Origin of the sequence: Rhizobium sp. BK060 (assembly GCF_014193145.1) — a bacterium.
In the GTDB taxonomy this organism is placed as follows: domain Bacteria; phylum Pseudomonadota; class Alphaproteobacteria; order Rhizobiales; family Rhizobiaceae; genus Rhizobium.
Window position 1 is genome coordinate 1 of sequence record NZ_JACHYW010000021.1, and the last position, 22,633, is coordinate 22,633.

The window sequence follows — 22,633 nt, forward strand, 5'->3', positions numbered from 1 at the left end:
ATGCCCGTCGAAGTCTTCGTCCAGACCGCCGAACGAACCGCTCTCTCATACCTCCTCAAGCCATTCACCGACCAGATGATGAAGGCATTCAGGGACGAATGAGGGGACGACCCCAAGAGAGCAGAGGAAACGTGCGCACGCCATCGGCAAGTCTCCCGGTTATCAGCCGGCGGTACGAGAGCACTCCTCGACGCTCAGGCGGAGAACCTTTCTGTCATACGACTGGCGGCTGCGATCTTATGCAAGCGTCGCCAGGACGACGACCTTTCGGCGTGTCTACCGGCCATGCCTCGATCGTCCTCGCTTTTTCGAACTCGTCATGGGCGGATTGCGTTCCCGTCATTATCCTCTTGCCCACCCGGGGACGCCGAGGGTTGACATGCCACGCGTGGGAAGCGGGTCGGCACGGAGGGGAACAATCGTCCAGTTTAACTCGGACATTCGGCCCCCAAATCGATCCATGCCGAGATCAACGCCGCAAATGCCTCTTGTGAACCGGGAGGCGGAGCACGGCCGCTTCCCGGATGCCACGCCCAGCCGACGAGATGATCGGTCCCCATGTGACGGACCAGGTCAGCATGTGAACGATTGCCGTTGCGTGCTGGGTCCTTGACCTGCTGACATATTTCGCCGACGGTGAGCCCCTGCCAGGCCATGCTCGCAGGAGCGAGAGACCAGTGGGCATTGCCAGGGATCGACTTGAGACGGCTTCCGACGACACTCCGGTTCTCCGGACCGTGACAGGTACTACACACGAGACCCGCAGGCCCCAGCGAACTATCGGCTGCAATCATCAGCGGGACGTGCGGATGCATGTCATCGCCCTGCGTTGGGCGGCGCGTCGCCGGGTGACAGTTGATGCACCGGGGATGCGTCAGGACACGGCTCGCCTCTTCGAAGATTGCTTTTGAACGAGCAGCTTTGTCTTCGATCGAATTGAAGTCGGAAACGGTCTTCAAGCCGTTCTTCTGGGAGTTTTCAGCCTTGGTCTCCAACGGGCCCATGCCAGCAACGATCGCTACGGACGTCATGGCCGCCGTCACGAGGACGGCGATTGTTCTCTTCGTCATAATCACACCCTCCGCAATTTGGACTGGTCGATGGGCAGAGTGCGCAATCTCTCGCCGGTCGCCACGAAGATCGCGTTGAGCAACGATGGCGCAACGCCGGGTGTGCCGACTTCCCCGATACCTCCCGGAGCTTCCGAACTTGGAACGATGTAGACCTCGATCGACGGCGTCTCATGAATGCGCAGGACCGGCGAATCGTCAAAGTTGCTCTCAACGACGGCGCTGTTTTGTACGGTGATGCGGCCATAAAGTGCCGCGCTCAAGCCATAAATGATGCCGCTCTGGATTTGAGCCTCTATGGTGTCGGGATTGATGACCTGGCCGCAGTCGACAGCGCAGATGATACGGTCTGTGGTAAACGTTCCGTTGTCGTCTATGCTCACCTGCGAGATCATGGCCGCGAAGCTGCCGAAGTCCTCAGAAAGTGCAATTCCCCTTCCCTTTCCCTTTGGAAGCGCAGTAGCCCAGTTGGCTTTCTCCGCCGCAAGGTTCAGGGCCCCGAGTAGCCGCGGCTTCTGCTGCAATAGCCGCCTCCGGTATTCTAGCGGATCGACCCCGGCAATGTGAGCGAGTTCGTCGATGCTGCCTTCAACCGGCGGAATGTTGCGGGTCGCGCCGACGCCACGCCAGTTGCCCGTCAGCATCCCGTCCGGGGCTTCGTGACGTACGAAGTCGGTGTATTTGTTCGCGATATCGTAAGGCGATTCCGCGCCCCCCATAATGTCGAGGTCTATCCCATCGCGGGTGAATGCCGGCAGCCAGCGTGCCATGACCGAAGGGCCGATGACGCGATGACGCCAGGAAACGGGCATGCCATCCTGCCCGAGCGTCGCAGTGACCTTGCTATAGTTGAGATAGCGATAGCAATCGTGGCGGATGTCCTCTTCCCGGCTCCACGTCACCTTGACCGGGCCGTCAACCTGTTTTGCGATCTTCGCCGCCAGTATGATGCCATCGACGTCCAGCCTTCGGCCGAAGCCCCCGCCGAGCAGATGGTTATGAACGACCACCTTCTCGACCGGGAGCCCGGTCACATCTGCAACGGCCTGGCGTGCCCGTCCCATCACTTGGGTGCCTACCCAAACGTCGCATCCATCGTTACGAACGTGGAGGGTGCAGTTCATCGGCTCCATCGCCGTATGGGTAAGGATCGGCATGCGATACACGAATTGATGTACAGGCCCGTGCTCTGCCTCGGCCTTGGCGACGTCCCCCTCATTGATGTGCGCCAGGGCTTCGCCGCCAATCGCATCTTCGGCACGCCTTTCAAGCTCCGCCGATGAGACGTCACCGTGTGGGCCGGCGTTCCACTCGATGGAGAGAGCTGCCAGCCCCTTGCGCGCAGCGCCCGTATTGTCGGCGACGACTGCAACGGCATCCTCGGTTCGGACCACCTGTTTGACGCCTTTGACCTTCGTAGCGGGCTCGTCGTCGACCGAACCGAGCTTGCCGCCGAAATAGGGACAGATCGCAATCGCCGCATACGAGACGCCCTCCGGGCGCGCGTCGATCCCGAACTTGGCGGTCCCGTTAACCTTTTCCGGACTGTCGAGACGCCGGATGGACCTGCCTATCACGGCGAAGCTTGAGGCCGCTTTGAGGGGCACTTCCTGTGGCACGGCCTCCGAGGCGGCCGCCTCAATGAGGCTTCCATAGGCAGCGCGACGGCCGCTTTCCGCGTGGACAACGTGCGCGGCTTCGGCTTTGCAGCTCTCCGGCTGGACGCCCCAACCGCGCGCAGCAGCATTCACCAGCACAATCCGCGTGGCGGCACCTGCCTTGCGCATTTGCTCGTAGACGGCACGGATGGCTACCGACCCCCCGGTAATTTGATCGCCAAGAAGTGGATTTGCATATCGGGTAGGGTCTGCAGGCGCATGCTCGAGAACCACCTCTTCAAGCGGGACTTCCAACTCCTCCGCAAGGAGCATGGCTACCGCCGTGTAGATACCTTGCCCCATCTCCACGGAAGGCATGATGAAAACGATCTTGCCCTCGGCGGGGATGCGGATGAATGGGCTCGGCTCCAAGGCCGCGACCGCGGCGGAGGATTTCTCTGGTTGAAGGCCGATGAGAAGTCCCGAGGCCGTCAGCGAGGCGCCGATGAAAAATTGCCGGCGCGAGATTGTGAGGTTGATTTTGTCGTGGAGCGACATGACAGCTACCTCGCCTCCGCAGCCTGTTTGATGGCAGCCCTGATGCGAGGATAAGTTCCGCATCGACAGATGTTTCCGGCCATCACGGCGTCAATGTCTTTGTCCGTCGGCGTGGAGTTTGCGGCAAGCAATGCAGTTGCCGACATGATCTGGCCCGATTGACAATAGCCGCATTGAACGACATCGATGTCGAGCCAAGCCTTCTGTATCCGCGCGCCTGCCTCGGTTTCCCCGATGGCCTCGATCGTAGTGATCGGCTTGGCCGCCGCATCAGCAACGGGCATCACGCACGACCGGACTGGAACTCCGCCGACATGGACGGTGCACGCGCCACACATCGCAATGCCGCAGCCGAATTTCGTACCAGTGAGTCCGATCGTATCCCGCAGGACCCACAAAAGTGGAATGTCGCCATCGACGTCGACAGCGTAGTTCTTACCATTGACTGAAAGATCGAAAGACATCGCGAACCATCGGCTGGAGCCGTCCCCCTGTTGTAAACGCAAAGTGCAAGCAGGTTGCCAGCAAGATTAGCCGCCTGCCCCTGAAGCATTGTGAAATCTGGCGCACGCTGCCTGAGCGACAAGAGGGTAAACCGCTCCGCTTAGGAAAGGAGCGCCAAACGCCTTCTGCCAGCAGCCGGTCACCTGCGCCCCTCCATGCTGAACGAGGTGGGATGCATTCACGTTGGGGCTTGTCAAAATGCCTATCCAGTATCATGCGAAACCTGGAGTGAGCTGGGACGACGGCAACGACTACGGATATTGATGTCTTGGTCGATATCCAATCATTCCGCCGCAACGACTTCCAACCGCCTGCCCGTCCCGACCTCGTCCAGGTTATGGACTCGAACTGAAGAGCAGACCTTCCGGGCAATCTCCGTCAAGTGCCGGTGATGCGTGAAGTAAATCACCTGTCCGTGCTGAGCCATCTCAGCGAATAACTTGAAGGCCTCCTCGGCGCGGAAGTCATCAAACGTCTCCATAATGTCGTCGGCAAGAAAAGGCACTGAGCCGCGACTGGTGACGAACTCGTGGTAACCTGCCACCCGGAGCGCGAGATAAAGCTGGAAACGGGCGCCCTTCGAAAGCTCGTTCGCCGCCTTCGATCCGCCACCGGCCGCGACGGCGATCAATACCTCTGCGTCCTTTCCCGGCTGAGCGGCGACGCCCTCGTAGGCGCCTCGGCTGATGGTCCTGAACGCCGACGACGCGCGGGCCATCATCCCGCTGCGATGCCTGTCCCTGTATATTCGAAGTGCGTGTTCGGCGGCCGCCACGCCGGCTCTAATCTCCATGTAGCGCCCGGCGCTTTCCGTGATCTCGAGCAGCAGGGTGCGCCGTTGCTCCTCGATTTCGGCGACCTTGGAGTCCCCTCCCACGGCGTCGAGCGCGTCCACGGCTTTGGATTTCGAATGATAGAGGTCGTGGCATCGGGCTTCTTGATCTTCGACGAGCGGTTTCAGCGTAGCGAGCTCTCTTTCCAGTTCGGTCCTATCGCTCGCGGATAAAAGGCTTTCGACCGCCAGGATGTCCGAGGCGCCGGTCATCTCGACGAGCTGGTGTTCGAGGTCGAGTATCGCAACTTGCAACGCACGCCGCTGCGTCACGATCTCCAACGAGGACTCGACTTCGTCGAGGGTCGCCACCCGGAAATGATCCAGCATCGCACGTTGGCGGATCGCGGACACCTCACGCGACGAGGACAGCGCGCGTTCTTCCGCCCGCAGAGATTTGAGGTCTTCCTGAAGCTTCTCTCGGCGATCTTTGTCGAGTCCGGCCGTCTTCACCCGTTCTGCGATCGCATGGAAGAGTTCGCCCGGCGGTCTGCCGCAAGGTATCCCGAGGTTGCCGCAGACGCGATGAACATCCTCCTCGAATAGCGCCTGGTCCTTTTCCATCTTCTGGATACGGTCAAGGTATCCTTCCCTGGCATCGATCGCGGTAGCCAGCAGGTCGAGAATCTCCAGGATTTCCGTTACCGACTCCGGTCCCGGAACACTGTCCAGCTCGCCCAGCCAGCAATCCTCGCACAGCGACTTCCAGGTCGCAACCCAGCTCGACGCTGCCGCCTGCGCCTTGTCCGCCGCCTCGCGTCGCTCGGATTCCTCCTTTTCGAGGCGGGCAAGCTGCTGCACCGTGCTATCGTACGCGTTGTAGTCGTCCAGCACGTTTTCGCAGGCCGCGATCAACGCTCCCATTTCGGCGTCCGGATCGAAGGACACTCCTGCCCGGCTCATCGCGTCGGTCAAGAGACGCCTTGACCGGTTCAGCCTGTCTCTTGTCTCTGCAAGTTCCATCTCGATGGCTTGCACTTCCCCATGTGATCTTAAAGCGTCCTCGCGGCGCTGGAGCCATTCCGAGAACTCCGACGGCTCCATGGCTGCGCCAGAGGCAAAGGAAGCCGTGTACTCGCCGATCTCCGTCTTAATCTTCTCCAGTTCGCTCGACGCTTGCTGCAGTCGGTTGCGACAGGTGTCGATTTCCGCGCCGACGGCGGCCCGTCGATGGCCGAGCTGATGGAGCTTGCCTACTTCGGCAAAATACAGCAGTCGTCGTGACGTCAGATGGTCGTCCGTCTTCATAGCGGCTTCGAAGGCGTCGGCCGAGGCGGCGTCCAGACTGTTTCGATGAGCCGTCCAAGCTTCGTTGCGTTCTGCCCTCGCTGCAGAGGCGGCTGACTCGTCGATATCACCTGCCTGCCCTCGAACCGCACCTGTTTCGGCGTCGAGCTTCCTCGCCTCAGCTTCCAGACGGTCGAGATCGACGTTCGACGCGCGTACCACTTCTTCTGCCTGCTTGTGGCGGCTCTTCCAACTTTCGATCTTGGAGCCCGTCGGGCACGCAAACGCGGCAAGCTCTTCACCCGAGCCGCGCCAAGGCAAGAGCCTGGCCAGGGTTTGGGTAAAGGTGGCAGAGGTCTGTTCACGGCGTCTCATCAGAGAACGCAGCCCCAACTCTTCGTCGGAGCGCGGTATCGTTCTTATCATCGTCGCGAGCAGCTCGAACGCCTTTATCTTTTCCGGCGTGAGTTCTGCAAACCTGCCGAGGTTCGCGCGCTGTTCACACAACAGGCGGGCGACCTTGGCAAGCTCCTGCGAGGCAGTGACTGCATTGGCGTCGACCCCTGACTTCGATCCGATCAGCCCGCGTAGCTTTCCAACATGGGCGGCATCGAGGACCAATCTCGCAGGGGATGCTTCACCCGGCTTGCCAAGCCGGAGGAGCAGCGCGTCGATCGAGAGATCGGCGGCCTTTGCGGATATCCTTGGAATGTCCAGTTGCGCGGTCATGTAACGCGCCCGCAAGTTTGAGAGCTCATCCATGCGGGACGACATGCGCAATGCTGCGTCATCTACGACGAGACCAGCTATCCGATCTTCGAGTTCGAAGATCGCGCGTTCAAGGCCGCGACTTTTTACGTCGTACTCGATCTCGGCCTTTCGGAGTTCCGGCAGTTCCCGCCCCCAGCTCTCCGGCGCCTCGGGCATCTCCACAAGAGCGGCCAAGCGTTCCCTGGCGGCGCCAAGACGGGTCATAGGTGGGAGCGCCCCAAGGATACGTCTGATCTCGTCTATGCGGCCCTGCGTTCCGGCTCGTTCGGCTACAGCTTCGTCGTAACGTCGGCCGAATGAGACCTTCTCGCCCACGAGGCGAGCATAATCGCTTGCCTGTACGTCCAGCGCCTCACGCTCGGTCTTGAGCGAGATCAGCTTTGCTTTGAGGTCAGACAACACCCCGCTTCGCGCGCGATACTTGTAGAAGCCGTCCGCTTCGGACCGGATCAACAGCAGTTCCCGGCTGAGCTCAGACAAACCAGCGCTGGCCGAGAATAAAAGCTGGCCAAGATCGCCCTTGCTCGCCAGAATCCCCTCGCCGCCTTTCTCCAGTGTGTCGTCGTCCAAGGAAAACATCGTGCTGAAGGCGTCGCGATCGATGCCGCCTAGGTCAGCCTTGATGAGCGTTTCCGCCAGAGGCCGATCCTCGCGGTCAAGCAAGCTGTTCTGGGGCCGCTTGATGCGTACGAACTCCCGATCGATCCCCGCTACGGTGACGTTCGCGCCTATCCGCATTGTCGGGTATGGATGCAGGAAGCCGTACCGGCTCGTGGTTCCTATCCCGAATATCAGATCGAGAATGGCGTCCAGGGATGTCGATTTGCCGGCTTCGTTCGGGCCGTAGACGACATGCAGGTCAGGCGACCCGTGCGGCTTGTCGCCGAAATCGAGCACCCCATCGGTGAACTTTCCATATCGGGTGAGATCGAGGCGGTTCAGGCGCATCTACTCGGCCTCGCGCGTTCTCAGGCGGGCCAGCACGCTCGCCGACCCCTCCCGGCCGAAGTTGGCCAGCATGTTCTCGAAGGCGTCCCGGTCGGCCCCAAAGATGTCGCGAAGCTCCGAGGGTAATTGACCTCTAAGTTCCTCCGCGATCTCGCGCAACTCGGCGCGGTATCCCGTCGAACCGTCGACTTCCTGCTTGATAATTGTTGCGAGCTCTGCGAGCGCATCGCACGACACGCCATCGGCTTCCCCCGCTGGGGAAGTTGCGATCTGCACCTTATCGATCCACGTCTTGCCAATGATCGATCCACGCGTCTCCATTTCGGTCCGTAGCAGGTCCGCATCCCGCCGCATCCGCCAGGAAAGCACGCTGGTTCCAGTGAGATGGATGCGGGCGACCAGATGGTCAGCGGAAACTGTTCCACGCATCCGCTCCAGTTCTACATTAATTCTCTCGACCAAGTCCTTCCATTCGTTGACACCAGTGACATTAACGACGAGCCTCTCGAACTGGGCGACGCACGTCTGACGCTCCTCGATATCGATGGAGCGGTCGTCCCTTATTGTCACCAGGGAGATGGATTTCGGACCATCTTCATTGATGTCCCTTCCCTGCGGCATGCCAGGCATGACAATCGCTGATGATGGATCCTCAACGATCGACCGCTTGTGAATGTGGCCAAGCGCCCAATAGCGGAAACCACTCTGCTGAAGATCGGCGACGCTGCATGGAGCATAAGGATCGTGCTTCTCGGATCCGCCGAGGCTTGTATGCATGACACCGATGTTGACCGTATCGGGCAGCGGAATGGCGTAGTGCCGCAGCAGACTTTCGGGCGCGTGCGGCTTGGCGAAACTGAGACCGTGAATTGCGACCGGAAACGCGCCAGGAGCGCGATCTATCGCTACGACTTCTGCAGCCGCTCCGAAAACCTTCACGCTGTCGGGCATCACCAGTTCCGTCGTGATTTTCGACAGGGCGTCGTGATTGCCCCGGATGAGGAAGGTTCTGATCCCGGCCTCATGCAGTCGACGGAGCTGCTCCGCTAGGAAGCGTGCCGTCTTCATGGACGTCTGATCGCCGTCATATAGATCGCCCGCCAGCACAAGCGCGTCGACTCGTTCTTCAAGGCAGAGATCGATGATCCGTACGAACGCACGCCTCGTCGCTAATCCAATAAGCTCGGATAGTTCGGGATTACGCAGCGCGAGCGTTCTCAACGGCGAGTCGAGGTGAATGTCAGCCGTGTGCAGGAAGCGATAGGTCAAGTTGGAACCTCATCCATTGCGCCTGATTGATAAGGCAACGCTGGGATTCGCGCCAGAACATATTCGCGTTTTGTTCTCTTCTCCACAGCATAGTTGGTCGACGCAAACCCGACCGTGGCGAGCGTCGGTGTCCGGTCGTCGTCCCAGTTCCCATGGCTTTGCCGGGGGGGCAGGAACCATCCTTGTCTCATTCGAGTTTTCAATAATGTCAGCGCATTCGGTTTTGAGAGAACTGGATGCCGCGGGTTGTTCCTGCAGAAATTTTGACGAGAAAGGCGATGGATTTTCAAGAAACGGTCAATGCGACCGGATACTGGCTGCAAACCGTCGTTCTGAACGAGTGGACGGTCTATCAGGCCGTCGTGGTTGTAGCGGGCTACCTGTTTTGCGGTTTCCTGGCAAAACGGATAGAGCCTGCATTGGAGACCCGCGCGCGCACGATCAAAGGAAACCCCGATCTGCTCCGCGTCATCATCGCCTTCATGAGGCGGCTGCGCTGGCTCTTCTTGATCGTATGGCTCGGGATCGCCGATGTGATCCTGTCGCGATTCGGATGGCCCTCGTACCGGTGGCTGGTGGGCATAGCGCTTACGCTCGTGGCGGCGTGGTTTGTGATCGCGGTGCTGACGCGCATAATCAGAAACCAAATGCTCGCAAGGGTCGTTGCGGTCGCGGGCTGGTTCTATTTTGCACTGTACGCACTTGGGCTGGATCAGGCGATCCTCACCGCCCTTGATGGCGTTGCCGTCAACCTCGGTGCTGCCCGTCTTTCGATGTTGCTGGTCTTGAAGGCCATCGTCCTTTCTGCCGCGCTGGTCTGGCTGGCCGTTCTGATCGGTAGCATGTCATCCCATTGGATACAGAACTCTGCGGATCTCACACCATCGCTAAAAGTCCTCATCAGCAAGCTCATCAAGATCAGCTTGATCGGTCTGGCGATTGCGGTCGCCCTCTCTGCGACAGGCATCGACCTGACAGCCCTCACGATTTTTTCGGGTGCCGTCGGCGTCGGCATCGGTTTCGGCCTGCAGAAAGTGGTCTCCAACTTCATTTCCGGAATCATCATCCTTCTCGATAAGTCGATCAAACCGGGCGACACGATTACGCTTGGAGAAACCTTCGGCGCGATCCGCGACCTACGCTCCCGTTTCGTCTCCGTTATCACGAGAGATGGAAAGGAGTACCTGATCCCGAACGAAGATTTTATTTCTCAGCAGGTCGTCAACTGGTCCTTTTCCAGCGAGTATGTCCGCATCGAGGTCGATTTTGGCACCTCGTACGACAGCGACCCACACGAGGTTGCCCGCATTGCGGCCGAAGCTGCGAAGACCATTCCGCGCGTTGCCAGTGCCCACGCCCAGCCGGTCTGTTGGATGACCGCATTTGGTTCATCGTCGCTCGACTTCAAACTGAGATTCTGGATCTCCGACCCGAGCAACGGGCTGACCAATGTCCGCGGTCAGGTCCTGATGGCATTGTGGGATGCGTTCAAGGCGGCCGGTATTTCAATCCCGTTCCCGCATCGTGAGATTATCATGAAGACACCTGTGGAGGTCGTGGATTCACTCGAACGCAGCAAAGAAATGCGGCGCGAGCAGCAATCGGCGTCCTGAGGAAGACTTCCCCCGTGCTAACATCGACCGAGATTACGTCGGCGCCATTCGTGCCGATGGCATCGCCATAACGCACAATTGCGAATCCCTGCTTATGCGTCCTGCGGTACGCAAAGTCCGCTTTTATGCCAGATGATTCCATTATGGTGGTCAGGTTTGCCAAAACCTGAAAGAAATCAATGGGCCGAGTCCGCCTTTAAGCGGCGGGGCAGAGTTCCGTAGCGATATTGCTGGCAGCCCTTCCCTCTCCCCTAGCTCGCCCGTGCGTCATTGGCCGAAGGCACTTTGACAAATGGAATTGGCGCCGGGAGCCATGCTGTCCTCTAGCGTCTTGATCCGGGAGATTAGGCCCGTCTTTGTCGAGACCGCGATGACGCATCGCCTCACCTCGTCGTGTTCTGGGACGTAGTATGTCATACCGCCGCCGGCTGTGGGGTACTGAGCCCAGTGACCCGGTGCTCGAGCCATGCGTTCATGCTGCCAGGTCAACACATACCCATCGGGAGATTCCGTGGTTTTAAGGGGCGGACCAAACTTGCGACGGAACTCTGCGACTGGCGCACCCCTCCATTGATCGTTGAGCTTGTTATAGGGCAAGGCAAAACTCGTGCTAATAGCCCTGTCTATGCCGGTTTTCACGGAACCTGCAGTAGTGCACGCAACCAGTTGCGTGGAAGCGGCAACAATCAAACATAGGAAGATAACATTTAGCCGCGGCAATCCAGCGTCGGAGTTACGCTTCGAACGGCTGGTAGTCTTCGTATTCCCAGAACATATATCGCGCCAGCTTGGTCGCAATCTCATTCCACGTTTCTCCTTCAGTGTCAGCGATAGTGCGTCGAACAAGCGCTTCGAGCGCCTGCGGATTGTAGTGGTCCATAAAAATCCAGTGCCGGACGAAGGTCGGTTCATCCATCCGGTTTTCGGCGAACCAACTCGGCGTTGAGACCTCAAAGGAGAAAATCTCTGCCCCCTCCTGGCCCGCAATTCCAATCAAAACCTAGGCCGCAAGATAGAAATCATAGAGATCGTCGGGGCGGTAGTTGTCGAACTCGTGATCAACGAGCCGAATCTTCTTAGCCTCCGCCTACATGGCAAAACCTCCACGTGACCGTTTGCGCCGCATTTCCGTGTCACCGCCCCCCCAGAGAAAGGAGTGCTCACCTTTAGCGAAGCGTGGCGGATTGTTGTTGTTCAATCGATGGCTGCTGCCGCAGACGGTGGCGCGTCAATCAACGGCCGATGGTTCGCTTTCAATCAGGAAGAACCCCTTCGGAAAGTGACACTTGGGTTCGGCCCTCCACTTCGAGAATTGCCCGACGTCGTTAATGGGTATGCGGACCGAGCAAGGCCGAGGACGCGCCGCCAAGCGCGCCCCGGATCATGCCGGTGACATCGGTGACGCCACCGAGCAGTCCGCCGGCAAGGGCGTGAAGCGCGGCACGCCCAACGCCGCCTTCGGCCCAATAGGCGCGCTCCTCGGGTGTCGTTGCCGCCTGCTCGAGCTTGAGCGAGATATCGCCGATCGCTTTGGCCGCCTTCGCCGCTGCATCCTGATAAAGCTCCTGCGTCTCCAACTGCTCACGCAGGATATTCTGCAGATCCGGAAGTCCGGGAAGCGACGTGTTCGTATTCGCCGTATCGCGACGCAGGTCGTCGACATTCTGAGTCTGGTTGGCCGGGTCGGTGATGATGATCTGACTGGGAGAGACGGCATCGAGAGCCTGTCCGGTGGCGCTCTCGCCCGGCGACTGCGAGCAACGCCAACGCCGCGCCCGCCGTTACCTGTTTGCCCCTTACGAGCACCTGCTTAAAAGCTGCTGGCGATCAACCCTTGTTGTAGGCAGCGCGCCATCTCTTTGCGGCACTGGGCATGCCGTCTTGATCTTTGTGGATCATTTGCCAATGACGCGTTGCGTTGGGGTCAAATCTGGACCCCAGGATCCCGGATAGTAGCCAGGATCTGGCCGACTAAGCTTCCATGTCTCTCCCGATTGGCAGCAACGAAAGCGCCGCTCCTGCCAGAACTGATTACCTGAGATGCTCTCAGGATCTATCTCCTCGCATTCCCCGCTGCTGGCTTGTTGTTCAATCCAGGCTACAAAACGGGAGAACTCTCCCATGGATTGAAAGGCTTCGATTTGCTCCCAAAGACAACGAGACATTTATCTTCATATCCAGTCTTCATGGATCGGGTTAATATTCTTGTCAAAATAAACCTGATTGCCGCCTCCAACTAGTCCTCTCTGTTCAGCCGCTGAACCTTCAAACAGCTTTGTTCCTGATGGAACATTCATCTCGACTACGCGCGTTGCAGTGTTCCCCCAATTTTGATCCAAGGCGCTATCGATAACGGACTGAAGCGGTCCTGTTGGCGCGCTTTTCGTCCAATAGCCTCCAGCCGGATTTCCGTCTTCAGAAATTACACGGTATAGCTTCGTCGGCTCAGTCGTAATTACCTCTGTATAGGTTGAACTTCTGAATGTCCGTGCAATATCAGGCGGTAGGGGGCCTTCGTTGAGAGGGCCGTAACGGGCAACTACGTTCCCACCAGTCCCACGAACGAGGGTTTCGAGCGCATTGTCTGAAAGCTGCCCCGTTTCCAATGCATAGGAAAGCTTCGCGTATGCGACGGCGACCAAGCCGTCGCTAATGTCGGCAAGGATGCCGCCGAGCAGCTTGCAATTTGGTCCTGGGCTGCGTTCACAATACGCAACAGCTCGGAGGTCGCCGCCGGCTTCGACCTCAGTCAGGGCCTGCGAGAAGAATAGACCTTCCTGACGAGCATTAATCCTGCTCGCAGCGTCGAGGGAATATTCTGCGAGTTCAACGACGTAATCGTTTTCGAGCAGATACTTTTTGGCGTCTTCGATCTCCTTGAGGTGAATTCCTACACACGCGATCGTCCGGCAATTTGCCAGGGCTTCGTCCTGGATATCGTCGATCGCTTTGTATTTTTCAGCGACCTTGCCGATGCAGGATTGGTTCTGGTCGCACGCAATCATCTCCTCCAGTTGCTTTTCCAACTGCCGATGCGTGAGGTAATTGTACTGGAAAGCATTGCCGGCATAGGCAGCGCCTTCACTGCCGCCAATCCCGGCGCCGATGCCTTCGACGATGCCGCTGCTGATCGAATTGATCAGGAAGGTCCGCAGGGCCGGATCGGTGATATTGGCGCTATCGACGATCTCGGCAACGAGTTCGCGGATATGCGGACCGAGCAAGGCCGAGGACGCGCCGCCAAGCGCGCCCCGGATCATGCCGGTGACATCGGTGACCCCGCCGAGCAGTCCGCCAGCAAGGGCGTGAAGCGCGGCACGCCCAACGCCGCCTTCGGCCCAATAGGCGCGCTCCTCGGGTGTCGTTGCCGCCCGCTCAAGCTTGAGCGAGATGTCGCCGATCGCCTTGGCAGCCTTGGCCGCCGCATCCTGATAGAGCTCCTGCGTCTTCAGTTGCTCACGCAGGATATTCTGCAGATCCGGAAGTCCGGGAAGAGACGTGTTGGTGTTATCAGTATCACGACGCAGATCATCGACGTTCTGGCTTTGGCTGGGCGGATCGGTGATGATGATCTGACCGGGAGAGATGGCAGCAAGCGCCTGTCCGGTGGCGCTCTCGCCCTCGCTGAGGTGCGGAGCGAGCGACGGCCCGAGCAGCGACAGGCCGCCGCCATAGGTGTCCGCCTGCCACTGCGAATATGTGTCGACGTCCTGCCATTCAAGCGCGCCGGTCTGAAGCCAATTGTCGCTTGCCGGTGCCTGGCTGCTGATGACGCCGCCAATCAGTGCGGTGTTGTTACCGACGGTGATATCGAAGCCACTGGAACCGGCATGGATGCCGGATTGCTCCGAGACGACCGCGGCATCGCCATTGGCGTTCTGGTAGCTGCCCGAGAGACCGAAACTGCCATTCCCGATACCGCCTCCGGCAGAAACCTGATTGGCCTTCTGCGTGGCAATATCGAGCTGGCTCTCGATGATCAGATCGTGACCGACATCGGCAACCACGCTGTCGCCGGAGACGACAGCCCCCTGGAGCTTTGTGTCGTTGCCGGATTGAACGTAGACATCACCGGTTCCGGTCACATGGCTGTTGATCTGGCTGACGGACGAGCCGTTCGCCTTGCCGGTGGCGTAGTTGAAGCTGGCGCCCGAGAGGTCGAGGTTGACCGCGACGCCGCCCGAGCTGTTCTTGCTTGTGTTGGCGTTCGTCGCCTCGGCGCTTTTGAGCACGACATCGTGACCCGCCGTCAGGGCGATATCTCCGGCCTTGCCGTTCTCCTGGCCATTCGCGTCGTAGCCCGCAACGATCTGCGCACCGTTGCTGGTCAGATCGCCTGATGTCGCCTCGATGGTGACGGAATTGCCACCGCGGACGAGCGTCGGTACCGGGCTGGAGCTCGACGAGGTGTCGCTGCTCTTGGAATACTGGAAGCCTGCCGAGCGAGGCATCGCCAATACGGCCCTTGCGGGCAAGAACCCGCTGTCTTCTGAGACCCGAAAGGCGCTTCGGGAACGTCGGGAAGATGCCGACGCCGCACTGGCCGAGGCGTTGCAACGGGTTGGAGAAGTCGACGCCGTCAAGGCCGGCGACACGACCGTCGCCAAAGTGAAAGCCGCGTGGAAGCAGGTCGTCGATCTTCGCCGCCAAGTGGATAACGCGCTCGAGAGCCCGCTTGCTGCACGGGAGAGCGCAGTTGCGGAGCAATGGGTGCCGACCATGACGGCACTGATCATGGCGTCGCAGAATCTCAGAATCGCCGCGCAATACCTTCCGGACACGGCAGAAACCAAAATCAGCCAGATTCAGGACGCCAAAGGCGCGATCTGGACCATGAGCGAATATGCCGGACGGGAGCGCGCGCTGATCGGCCGGGCCGTATCGAGCGGGAAAGCGCTGGACACCGCAACACTGCAGACGCTCGCCACCCATCGGGGACGGGTCGAGCAGTCCTGGTTGGCGGTCGCCCCCTATCTCTCCCGAAAGGATGCCGACCCCGATGTCAAGGCGGCAGCGGCGGCCGTCAATCTAACATTCTTCGGCAGCTTTGAGACCACACGCAAGGCAGTCTATGAGGCGGGCATCTCCGGCGGGCCCTATCCGCTCGACGCCGGCAAATGGATCGCCGAGGCAACCTCCGCGATCGACGCTTTGCTCGCCCTGGCGCACAAGGCTGGGAACGCCGCCGACAAACTGACCGCTGCCTCCGCCAGCGATGCGCGCCTGTCCATGATTGCAAATGGCGCCGTGCTTGTCGGCGGATTGCTGCTGGCCGGCACGGCATTCAGGATCGTCCTTCGAGGTGTGCTTCGGCCGATGGCGCGGATTGCCAACTGCATGACCGCGCTCGCAACAGGCAATCTGGGGACGAACGTACCCTTCACCGACCGAACGAACGAAATCGGCGAGATGGCCCGCGCCGTCGAGGTGTTCAGACAAAACGGCATCAGGGTCCAGGAGATGAATGCGCAGGAGGCAGCACTGCAGGCAAAGAGCGCCGACCTGCAGTCGAGCATCGGCGAGGTCGTCTCGGCGGCGGTCGCCGGCGACTTCTCCCGCCGCATCATCAAGGACTACGACAATGCCGACCTCAACCGCTTCGCCGCCCAGGTCAACGAATTGGTGACCTCGGTCGACAAGGGTATTGCCGAAACCCGCCGGGTCATTTCAGCCCTCGCCGAAGGCGATCTGACGGACACCATGCGCGGCGCGTTCCAGGGCGCCTTCGGCGAGCTGCAGCAGAACGTCAACCAGACGATGGCCAACCTGCGCTCGGTGCTCGGCGAGGTGCGCGCGGCGATCGACACGATCAATGGCGGCGCCGGCGAGATGCGCATGGCCTCGGGCGCTCTTTCCAAGCGCACCGAGCAGCAGGCGGCCTCGCTCGAGGAGACCTCCTCGGCCCTGGAAGAGATCACCGCCGCGGTGAAGAGCTCGACCGAACGGGCGACGGAAGCCAGCCACATGGTCGACGAGGCGAGGAGAAGTACCGAGCAGTCGAGCGCGGTGGTCAAGGATGCGGTGTCGGCGATGGACCGCATCGAAAAGGCCTCCGGCGAGATCGGCCAGATCATCAACGTCATCGACGAGATCGCCTTCCAGACCAACCTCTTGGCGCTCAACGCCGGCGTCGAGGCGGCGCGTGCCGGCGATGCCGGCAAGGGCTTTGCCGTCGTCGCCCAGGAAGTGCGCGAGCTCGCCCAGCGCTCGGCCAATGCCGCCAAGGACATCAAGGCGCTGATCAACCGCTCCAGCGGGGAAGTCAACTCCGGCGTCAGGCTGGTGACGGCGACCGGCGAGGCGCTTTCGCTGATCCAGGGCCATGTGGTCAAGATCAACGAGCATGTGCATTCGATCGCTACCGCCGCCAAGGAACAGTCCACGGGGCTGAGCGAGGTCTCGATCGCTGTCAACCAGATGGACCAGGTGACGCAGCAGAACGCGGCGATGGTCGAGGAATCGACCGCAGCCACCAGCCGGCTCGCCGACGAGGCCGCCAATCTGGCGCGGCTGATCGCCCGCTTCAAGACCGAGGCCGCGGCCACGCCTCGCCTCGCCGGCCAGCGGATGCGGCCGGTTGCCTCGCCCGCCCGGGCGCTGTCGCGCAAGCTCGCCGGCGCATTTGACGGCCGCGCGGCTACGGCAGCCGCCGCGACGAAGTGGGAGGAGTTCTGAATGAAAACGGCAGCTTCGGCCCCAGGTCAGGCGACGCTGGACATCATCGCCTTCCATCTCGGCGGTGAGCGGTTCTGCATCAAGACCACCTCGATCCGGGAGATCCGGGATGGGCAGCGGAAACGCCGCTGCGCCGCAACGCCTCGTCCCCGTCTTTCGTCAATGCCGCCCGTAGAAAGATGCACGCAAGAGCAGCACGTATAGGTCGTTCGTCAAAACAAGTGGGCCGGAATATGTGACGACGTTCCGGCTTTATTTCTTCTGTGGCTTGTTCCGATAGGGCAGCAAGACGACCTGATAAGCAACGATGCGCTGCTTTACTGGGCCATGACGCGACGGTTGGATCGCAGATCGCTAATGGCGCCCGGTCCGGCGGTGGGTTCTCTGGGTTCTGTCGTTGCGCTTGTGGCGTCAGGTGGCGAGTGGATTGAGCTGCTGCTCGATCTCCCGCACCTCCCTGGTCAACAGTGCGACGAGTTCTGGCCTTCTCTCGGCCGTTAACCTGGGGCTCGTGAGATTGATGGCAATCGAAGCGATTGCATCGCGGCCCGGCGGCAAGATCGGCACTGCGATGGAGGCAATCCCTGCGACAAGTTCTCCATCGTCGATCGCATATCCCTGCTCGCGGATCTTCTCAAGCGCGTCCTTGATCTTACGTGACGTGAAGGTGCCAAATTTCTTGTAGAGCATTGCGTTCGTGTTGAGAATGACGTCGGCTTCCGCCGGCGGAAGAAAGGCAAGAATGGCCTGGCTTGCCGGCCCTATGCCCATCGGGATCTGCCCGCCGATATGGCCGGTCAGGCTGTCGATCACATAGGTGCCCTGCTGGCGGTCAACACAAACAGTGTTGAAGCCGGCACGCGCCATCAGGTACACCGAGTCGCTTGTCGCAGCCGCAAGCCGCAACAGCGCTGGGCGGGCGAGCTGACGAAGTCCTGTGCCATCGGCTGCCGACACCCCCATTGCAAAGAGCGCAAGGCCCAGCCGGTAGCGCTTTGTTTCCCGCTCGCGATCGACCAGGCCATGACGCTCGAGGGCGCTAACAATACGATGAACCGTCGGCTGCTTCAGGCCCATGGCCTCGCCGATTGTCGCCATCGACGCACCGCGCTGGCCGACATCACCGAGATACTTCAGGATCGCGACCGCCCTGTCCAGCAGCTGAGTTCCTGTTGCCGCGATCTCGTCCTTCGCCATGCGTTGCCCCCAAACTCAAAGTTCGAGGAATTCCTTATACATCCGGGCGACATTGTAAACGTCTAGCTGGCGCTGCTTAATGTCTCAATCAGCGCAGCCGGATTATGATGGATGCCAAGCCCGTGGACCGCCGTCACAATACCTGCCGTCTGCTCCTGGCTCAGAGCCGACGAGAGCTTCATGAACTTTTCCTGCAGTTCGCGCGCAGTCAGCGGATTTTGCGGTTCGCCCCTTGGATGCAGCACTTCGATCGTTTCGCGTTTTCCCTTCGCCGTCATCGTCACACGTGCCGGCGTGGCGGCAGGAAAAGAATCGAAATAGTCATTTGCGCTCGACAAGCCGATGCGTCGGGCAAGCCCGGTCACGCGCTTGTCGAAAAGGTGCGCATCGTCCATCGGCAGCAACGCCTTTTCGCCGTGTACCAGTGCCAAGGCGACACAGAAGGGAATGCTATATTGTGCGGCCTCGGCCGATTGGGGCTCACTTTGGTTCGGCAGCGTCAGCGCACGCTCGAAGGTTTCAATCATCAAGCCCTCGATATCGTCGGGACCCGCCTGCAGTCGCTGAGCGAGAACCAATGCTCCATCAATTGCGGCATGTCCCCATCGGCAACAACTGTAGAGCTTGAAGTATGCCTCATCGATCGCCCAGGTCTTTGAATAGCCGTCCAGCAGACGCTGCCGGTCGTAGAGCGCGGGATCGTCCAGTATATCGAGGGGGCCACGATGGCCCGCGGCTGCAAGCGCCAGCGCCTGAAGCCCGTTCGCCGTTGCCCAAGGTATGCCTTCCTTGACGGTATGGCCGAGCCTGGTCCAACCGGTCGCCGCCTGAGATGTCGCGGTCTGTCCCGCGATCGCGATGGCGTTGGCAATCACCGATGTCGACAGGCCTTTCAGCCATCCGCAGGCAGCCGCAACACCCGGTCCACACCACAGTCCTGTGTCCGTTGTGCGGATCGTCCTGATATCGCGCGCAGCCGAAATGCGCACGGCAATCTCGTAGCCAAGGACGATCGCGCAAAGCAACCGGTCGGCGCTGCAGCCGGCTGACCCGGCAATGGCAAGTACGGCGGGCACGATCGCGGCGGCGGGATGACCGGATGCCTTACGGTGCCCATCATCGAGATCAAGGGCGGCCGCGTAGGTGGCATTGACGAAGGCCGCTCCAACAGGCGGTAGACGCCGTTTTGTAAACCAGACGGCCGCTGCGCCGTCTCCCCATATCTCGGCTGCCGCCTTGAGCGAGGCCCGGCCCGCATCCGTCGTCGATCCTGCCGCCGCAACGCCGAGCGTATCCAAGAGTGTGCGACGCGCGGAACTGTGCACGCCTGACGGAACGCGGTCGATTCCGTTGCAACGGGCGGCCAGAACCGAAGCGCCGCATTCGCTGTGGCGGGTCATCGAGATACTCCCTGTGGTAGTATTCAAGTTTCGAGCATCCTTCTGTTGAACTTGCATCCGTGGATTTATATCAGCATTGACATCCATAATATGGACGCATAGCCTGTCAACATCAAATCCGGGAGGAAGGATACGAAGATGGTGGATCAGGCCCATTCCGGCCCGAAGAGACTTGCCGCTGCTGGCGCCAAGGCGATCCGGATCATGGTCGATGGTCGACCCTATACTGCCCGGCAAGGCGAGACCGTGCTGACGGCCATCAGGATGGGAATCGGTCACGCTCGCAACTTTGAGTTTCTTCCTGAGAGGCGTGCGGGCTTCTGCCTGATGGGCACCTGCCAGGATTGCTGGCTGTGGCGCAAAGATGGGCGCCGCCTGCGGACCTGCACGAGCCGTGTGGAAGCCGACATGGAACTCTTGACGACTGCGCCGGAGGCGATCTGATGGACACGACCCCAGTCATTATCGGTGCAGGACCAGCAGGCATTGCGGCCGCAGCCGCCCTTGCGCAGTGCGGATTGCGGCCGGTTGTCATCGACGAGGCGGCTCAGTCGGGCGGACAGATCTTCCGCCATCCACGGGCCGAGCTCAAAAGAACCGACGACGAGCTCTACGGCTTCGACGCAAGAAGGGCGGTCGAATTTCGGGATGGTTTCGCTGCGCTCGCACCGAAGATCGACTATCGACCCGAGACCCATATCTGGAGCGCATGCGAAGGCAAGCTGCATGTCGTCAGTAGAAGCGGGCCCTCCGTCCAGAACTGGTCCCATCTGATCATCGCGACGGGTGCGATGGACAGGATCGTGCCGGTGAAAGGGTGGACGGCCCCGGGCGTCTATAGCCTCGGGGGCGCACAGATTGCGCTCAAGGCGGAAGCATCCTTGATCGGCCAGCGCGTCGTCTTTGCCGGTACCGGCCCTCTCCTCTACCTCGTCGCCTACCAGTACGCCAAGGCGGGCGCGACCGTTGTCGCGGTTCTCGAAGTCGGCAATCCCTTCGGCCATATGGCGCTGCTGCCTGCGCTCGCTTCGGGCCGAACCGCCTTCACAAAAGGGCTGTTCTACATGGCCACGCTTCGCAGGCGCGGCGTTCCGCTATTGACTGGCGTCCGGTTGATCGAGGTCCTGCGCGGCGCCGATGATCATGTGACGGGCATTGCCTATCATTGGCGTGGCCGCGACAAGGTTGCGACCTGCGATGGCCTGGCAATCGGTCATGGCCTGAAGGCGGAAACCCAGATCGCTGATCTGCTGGGGCTCGAATTCTCCTTTGACCCTGTTCAGAGACAATGGTTGCCCCACGCCGATCGCGACGGCCGCTCGTCAATGGCGAACGTCTATCTTGCCGGTGACGGGTTTTCGATCCGCGGCAGCGAGACTGCCCAGGCCAGTGGACGGCTGGCGGCAGCAGCGCTGCTTTGTGACAGCGGTCACATTGAGCCGATCGAGATTGGACGTGACCGGCGCACGGTCGCAAAGACCGCGCGTTTTCGAAAAGCGATGGATCAGATCTTCGCGTTCCCGCATCGGGTCGCTGCCGCGCTTTCGGACGACGTCCTCGTCTGTCGCTGTGAAGGCCTGACCGCGGGGACAGTCCGTCAGGCGGTGGCCGCCTCAGGCGAGGCCGAGATCAATCGGATAAAGGCCTTTTGCCGCGTCGGAATGGGGCGCTGCCAGGGACGACTTTGTGGCGCTTCCGCTGCCGAACTCATCGCTTCGGCGGCTGGCGTTGGCATCGAGACCGTTGGTCGCTTGCGCGCACAGGCGCCCATCAAGCCAGTCACGCTTGCCGATCTTACCGGAGGCGAGCCGTGACCGGGGTCTTCGACATTGCGATCATCGGCGGTGGGCTTGCTGGCTGTTCAACGGCTCTCCATGCCCGCCTCAAGGGCGCCTCCGTGGTACTCGTGGAGCGCGGCCGCTGCGGCGCCCAGGCAAGCGGCGTCAATTATGGAGGTGTCCGTCAGCAGGGGCGTCATCCAGCCGAGCTTGCCCTTGCGCGCAGGAGCCGGGCAATCTGGGGCAGCCTGAAAAGTTTGATCGGCACGGACTGCGAGTTTACGGCCACCGGCCACTTGAAACTTGCCCGCAACGATGACGACATGGCCGAGCTGATTGCGCATCATTTGCTCCTTGGCGCACACGGCATTCATACCCTTATCCTCGACGCAGGCGATCTCAACGCCCGGTTTCCGTATCTTTCGAACCGTTATGCGGGTGGCTCTTTGTGCGCCGAGGACGGTCAAGCCAATCCGCGGCTTGTCGCGCCTGCCTTTGCGCGCGCTGCCCGCGCGCTGGGAGCCGACATTCGAGAGGGCTGCCGGGTGATCGGCGCCGATTCTTGCACGGGCGGATTTTCCATCCGCCTCGACAATGATCCGATCGTGCTCACAGCGCGCCGTCTGGTCAACACTGCCGGTGCCTGGGGTGCGGCGATCGCCGCGCAATTCGGCGACCACGTTGATGAGACGGTGATGGCGCCGAACATGTGCGTGACCGAGCCGATCGCCCCGTTGATTGGTCCAAATCTCGGCATCTGTGGCGGCGGCATCTACATCCGCCAAACCGCCCATGGAAGCGTCATCTTCGGCGCAGGCCTCGGTACTGCCGATCGAGAGCGCCTGCGCGCCCGGCCGCTCGCCGAAATCACCATGGAGGCGGCCGCAGCAGCCGTCGCCATGGTGCCTGAGCTAAAGAACGTCCTGCTGTTGCGAAGCTGGACGGGCATTGAGGGACGGATGCCCGACGGACTGCCGGTTGTCGGGCCAAGCCCGACCGTCGACGGCCTCTTTCACGCCTTCGGCTTTTCCGGCCACGGCTTCCAACTCGGACCGGCCGTCGGTGCGGTGCTCGCCGAGCTCTGCCTCGAAGGTCATTCACCGACATCCATATCCGGCCTCGCCATGACCCGGTTCAACCAGCCTCCGGCGACGGCCGTTCAATCCTGAAATTCACAAGGGAAACGAAAGGGA

The 22,633-nt window shown here is 60.6% G+C and carries 15 protein-coding genes and 1 pseudogene; 6 read left to right on the plus strand and 10 right to left on the minus strand.

The genetic code is table 11. The features are described from left to right. Nucleotides 1-428: 428 nt before the first annotated feature. From FHT71_RS21570 to FHT71_RS21590, 5 genes are all read right to left on the minus strand, one after another. Nucleotides 429-1,070 carry an Isoquinoline 1-oxidoreductase subunit gene (locus tag FHT71_RS21570; RefSeq protein ID WP_210294244.1) on the minus strand — a complete coding sequence of 214 codons (642 nt, stop codon included), beginning with the start codon at nt 1,068-1,070 and terminating at the stop codon, nt 429-431. 2 nt (nt 1,071-1,072) lie between these two features. Next, nucleotides 1,073-3,226, minus strand: coding sequence for a molybdopterin cofactor-binding domain-containing protein (locus tag FHT71_RS21575; RefSeq protein WP_183721839.1), 2,154 nt, complete (start codon nt 3,224-3,226; stop codon nt 1,073-1,075). A 5-nt stretch (nt 3,227-3,231) separates the two neighbouring features. Then, nucleotides 3,232-3,690 carry a (2Fe-2S)-binding protein gene (locus tag FHT71_RS21580; RefSeq protein WP_132593743.1) on the minus strand — a complete coding sequence of 153 codons (459 nt, stop codon included), beginning with the start codon at nt 3,688-3,690 and terminating at the stop codon, nt 3,232-3,234. 323 nt (nt 3,691-4,013) lie between these two features. Next, nucleotides 4,014-7,508 carry an AAA family ATPase gene (locus tag FHT71_RS21585; RefSeq protein ID WP_183721842.1) on the minus strand — a complete coding sequence of 1,165 codons (3,495 nt, stop codon included), beginning with the start codon at nt 7,506-7,508 and terminating at the stop codon, nt 4,014-4,016. After that, nucleotides 7,509-8,777, minus strand: a complete 1,269-nt coding sequence (locus FHT71_RS21590) for a DNA repair exonuclease (RefSeq protein WP_183721844.1) — start codon at nt 8,775-8,777, stop codon at nt 7,509-7,511. It abuts the gene before it with no gap. A gap of 278 nt (nt 8,778-9,055) precedes the next feature. Here FHT71_RS21590 and FHT71_RS21595 point away from each other — a divergent pair, with 278 nt between their 5' ends. Next, nucleotides 9,056-10,390, plus strand: a complete 1,335-nt coding sequence (locus FHT71_RS21595; RefSeq protein ID WP_183721847.1) for a mechanosensitive ion channel domain-containing protein — start codon at nt 9,056-9,058, stop codon at nt 10,388-10,390. A gap of 733 nt (nt 10,391-11,123) precedes the next feature. Here the strand turns inward: FHT71_RS21595 and FHT71_RS21600 are convergent. From FHT71_RS21600 to FHT71_RS21610, 3 genes are all read right to left on the minus strand, one after another. Further along, complete coding sequence (locus tag FHT71_RS21600) at nt 11,124-11,387, minus strand: Imm8 family immunity protein (RefSeq protein WP_183721850.1); 264 nt, start codon at nt 11,385-11,387, stop codon at nt 11,124-11,126. Between the two features lie 328 nt (nt 11,388-11,715). Further along, nucleotides 11,716-11,967, minus strand: coding sequence for a hypothetical protein (locus FHT71_RS21605; RefSeq protein WP_183721853.1), 252 nt, complete (start codon nt 11,965-11,967; stop codon nt 11,716-11,718). A gap of 594 nt (nt 11,968-12,561) precedes the next feature. Further along, nucleotides 12,562-14,841 (minus strand): hemagglutinin repeat-containing protein, encoded by a 2,280-nt coding sequence (locus tag FHT71_RS21610; RefSeq protein ID WP_246718078.1) that lies wholly within the window; start codon nt 14,839-14,841, stop codon nt 12,562-12,564. A gap of 49 nt (nt 14,842-14,890) precedes the next feature. Between FHT71_RS21610 and FHT71_RS21615 the strand changes: the two are divergent. Together FHT71_RS21615 and FHT71_RS21620 are read left to right on the plus strand one after the other, a co-directional pair. Next, a pseudogene (locus FHT71_RS21615) lies at nt 14,891-17,065 on the plus strand (methyl-accepting chemotaxis protein); the annotation flags it as partial. Then, the gene (locus tag FHT71_RS21620) at nt 17,066-17,269 is read left to right on the plus strand and encodes a hypothetical protein (protein WP_183721860.1); all 204 of its coding nucleotides are present in this window, start codon (nt 17,066-17,068) and stop codon (nt 17,267-17,269) included. Between the two features lie 207 nt (nt 17,270-17,476). Here the strand turns inward: FHT71_RS21620 and FHT71_RS21625 are convergent, their stop codons facing one another. Continuing rightward, nucleotides 17,477-18,262 (minus strand): IclR family transcriptional regulator, encoded by a 786-nt coding sequence (locus FHT71_RS21625; protein ID WP_007791060.1) that lies wholly within the window; start codon nt 18,260-18,262, stop codon nt 17,477-17,479. A 62-nt stretch (nt 18,263-18,324) separates the two neighbouring features. Next, complete coding sequence (locus FHT71_RS21630) at nt 18,325-19,662, minus strand: MmgE/PrpD family protein (protein ID WP_183721863.1); 1,338 nt, start codon at nt 19,660-19,662, stop codon at nt 18,325-18,327. Nucleotides 19,663-19,800: 138 nt separating this feature from the next. Between FHT71_RS21630 and FHT71_RS21635 the strand changes: the two genes are divergently transcribed. The 3 genes from FHT71_RS21635 to FHT71_RS21645 are packed head-to-tail and all read left to right on the plus strand — an operon-like array spanning nt 19,801 to nt 22,609. Further along, nucleotides 19,801-20,106, plus strand: coding sequence for a (2Fe-2S)-binding protein (locus FHT71_RS21635; RefSeq protein ID WP_132593755.1), 306 nt, complete (start codon nt 19,801-19,803; stop codon nt 20,104-20,106). Further along, nucleotides 20,106-21,476: an NAD(P)/FAD-dependent oxidoreductase gene (locus FHT71_RS21640; protein ID WP_183721866.1), complete on the plus strand. Its 1,371-nt coding sequence runs from the start codon at nt 20,106-20,108 to the stop codon at nt 21,474-21,476. Before FHT71_RS21635 ends, FHT71_RS21640 begins: the two co-directional genes overlap by 1 nt. Then, nucleotides 21,473-22,609 (plus strand): FAD-dependent oxidoreductase, encoded by a 1,137-nt coding sequence (locus FHT71_RS21645; RefSeq protein WP_183721869.1) that lies wholly within the window; start codon nt 21,473-21,475, stop codon nt 22,607-22,609. Before FHT71_RS21640 ends, FHT71_RS21645 begins: the two co-directional genes overlap by 4 nt. The last annotated feature ends 24 nt before the right edge of the window (nt 22,610-22,633 follow it).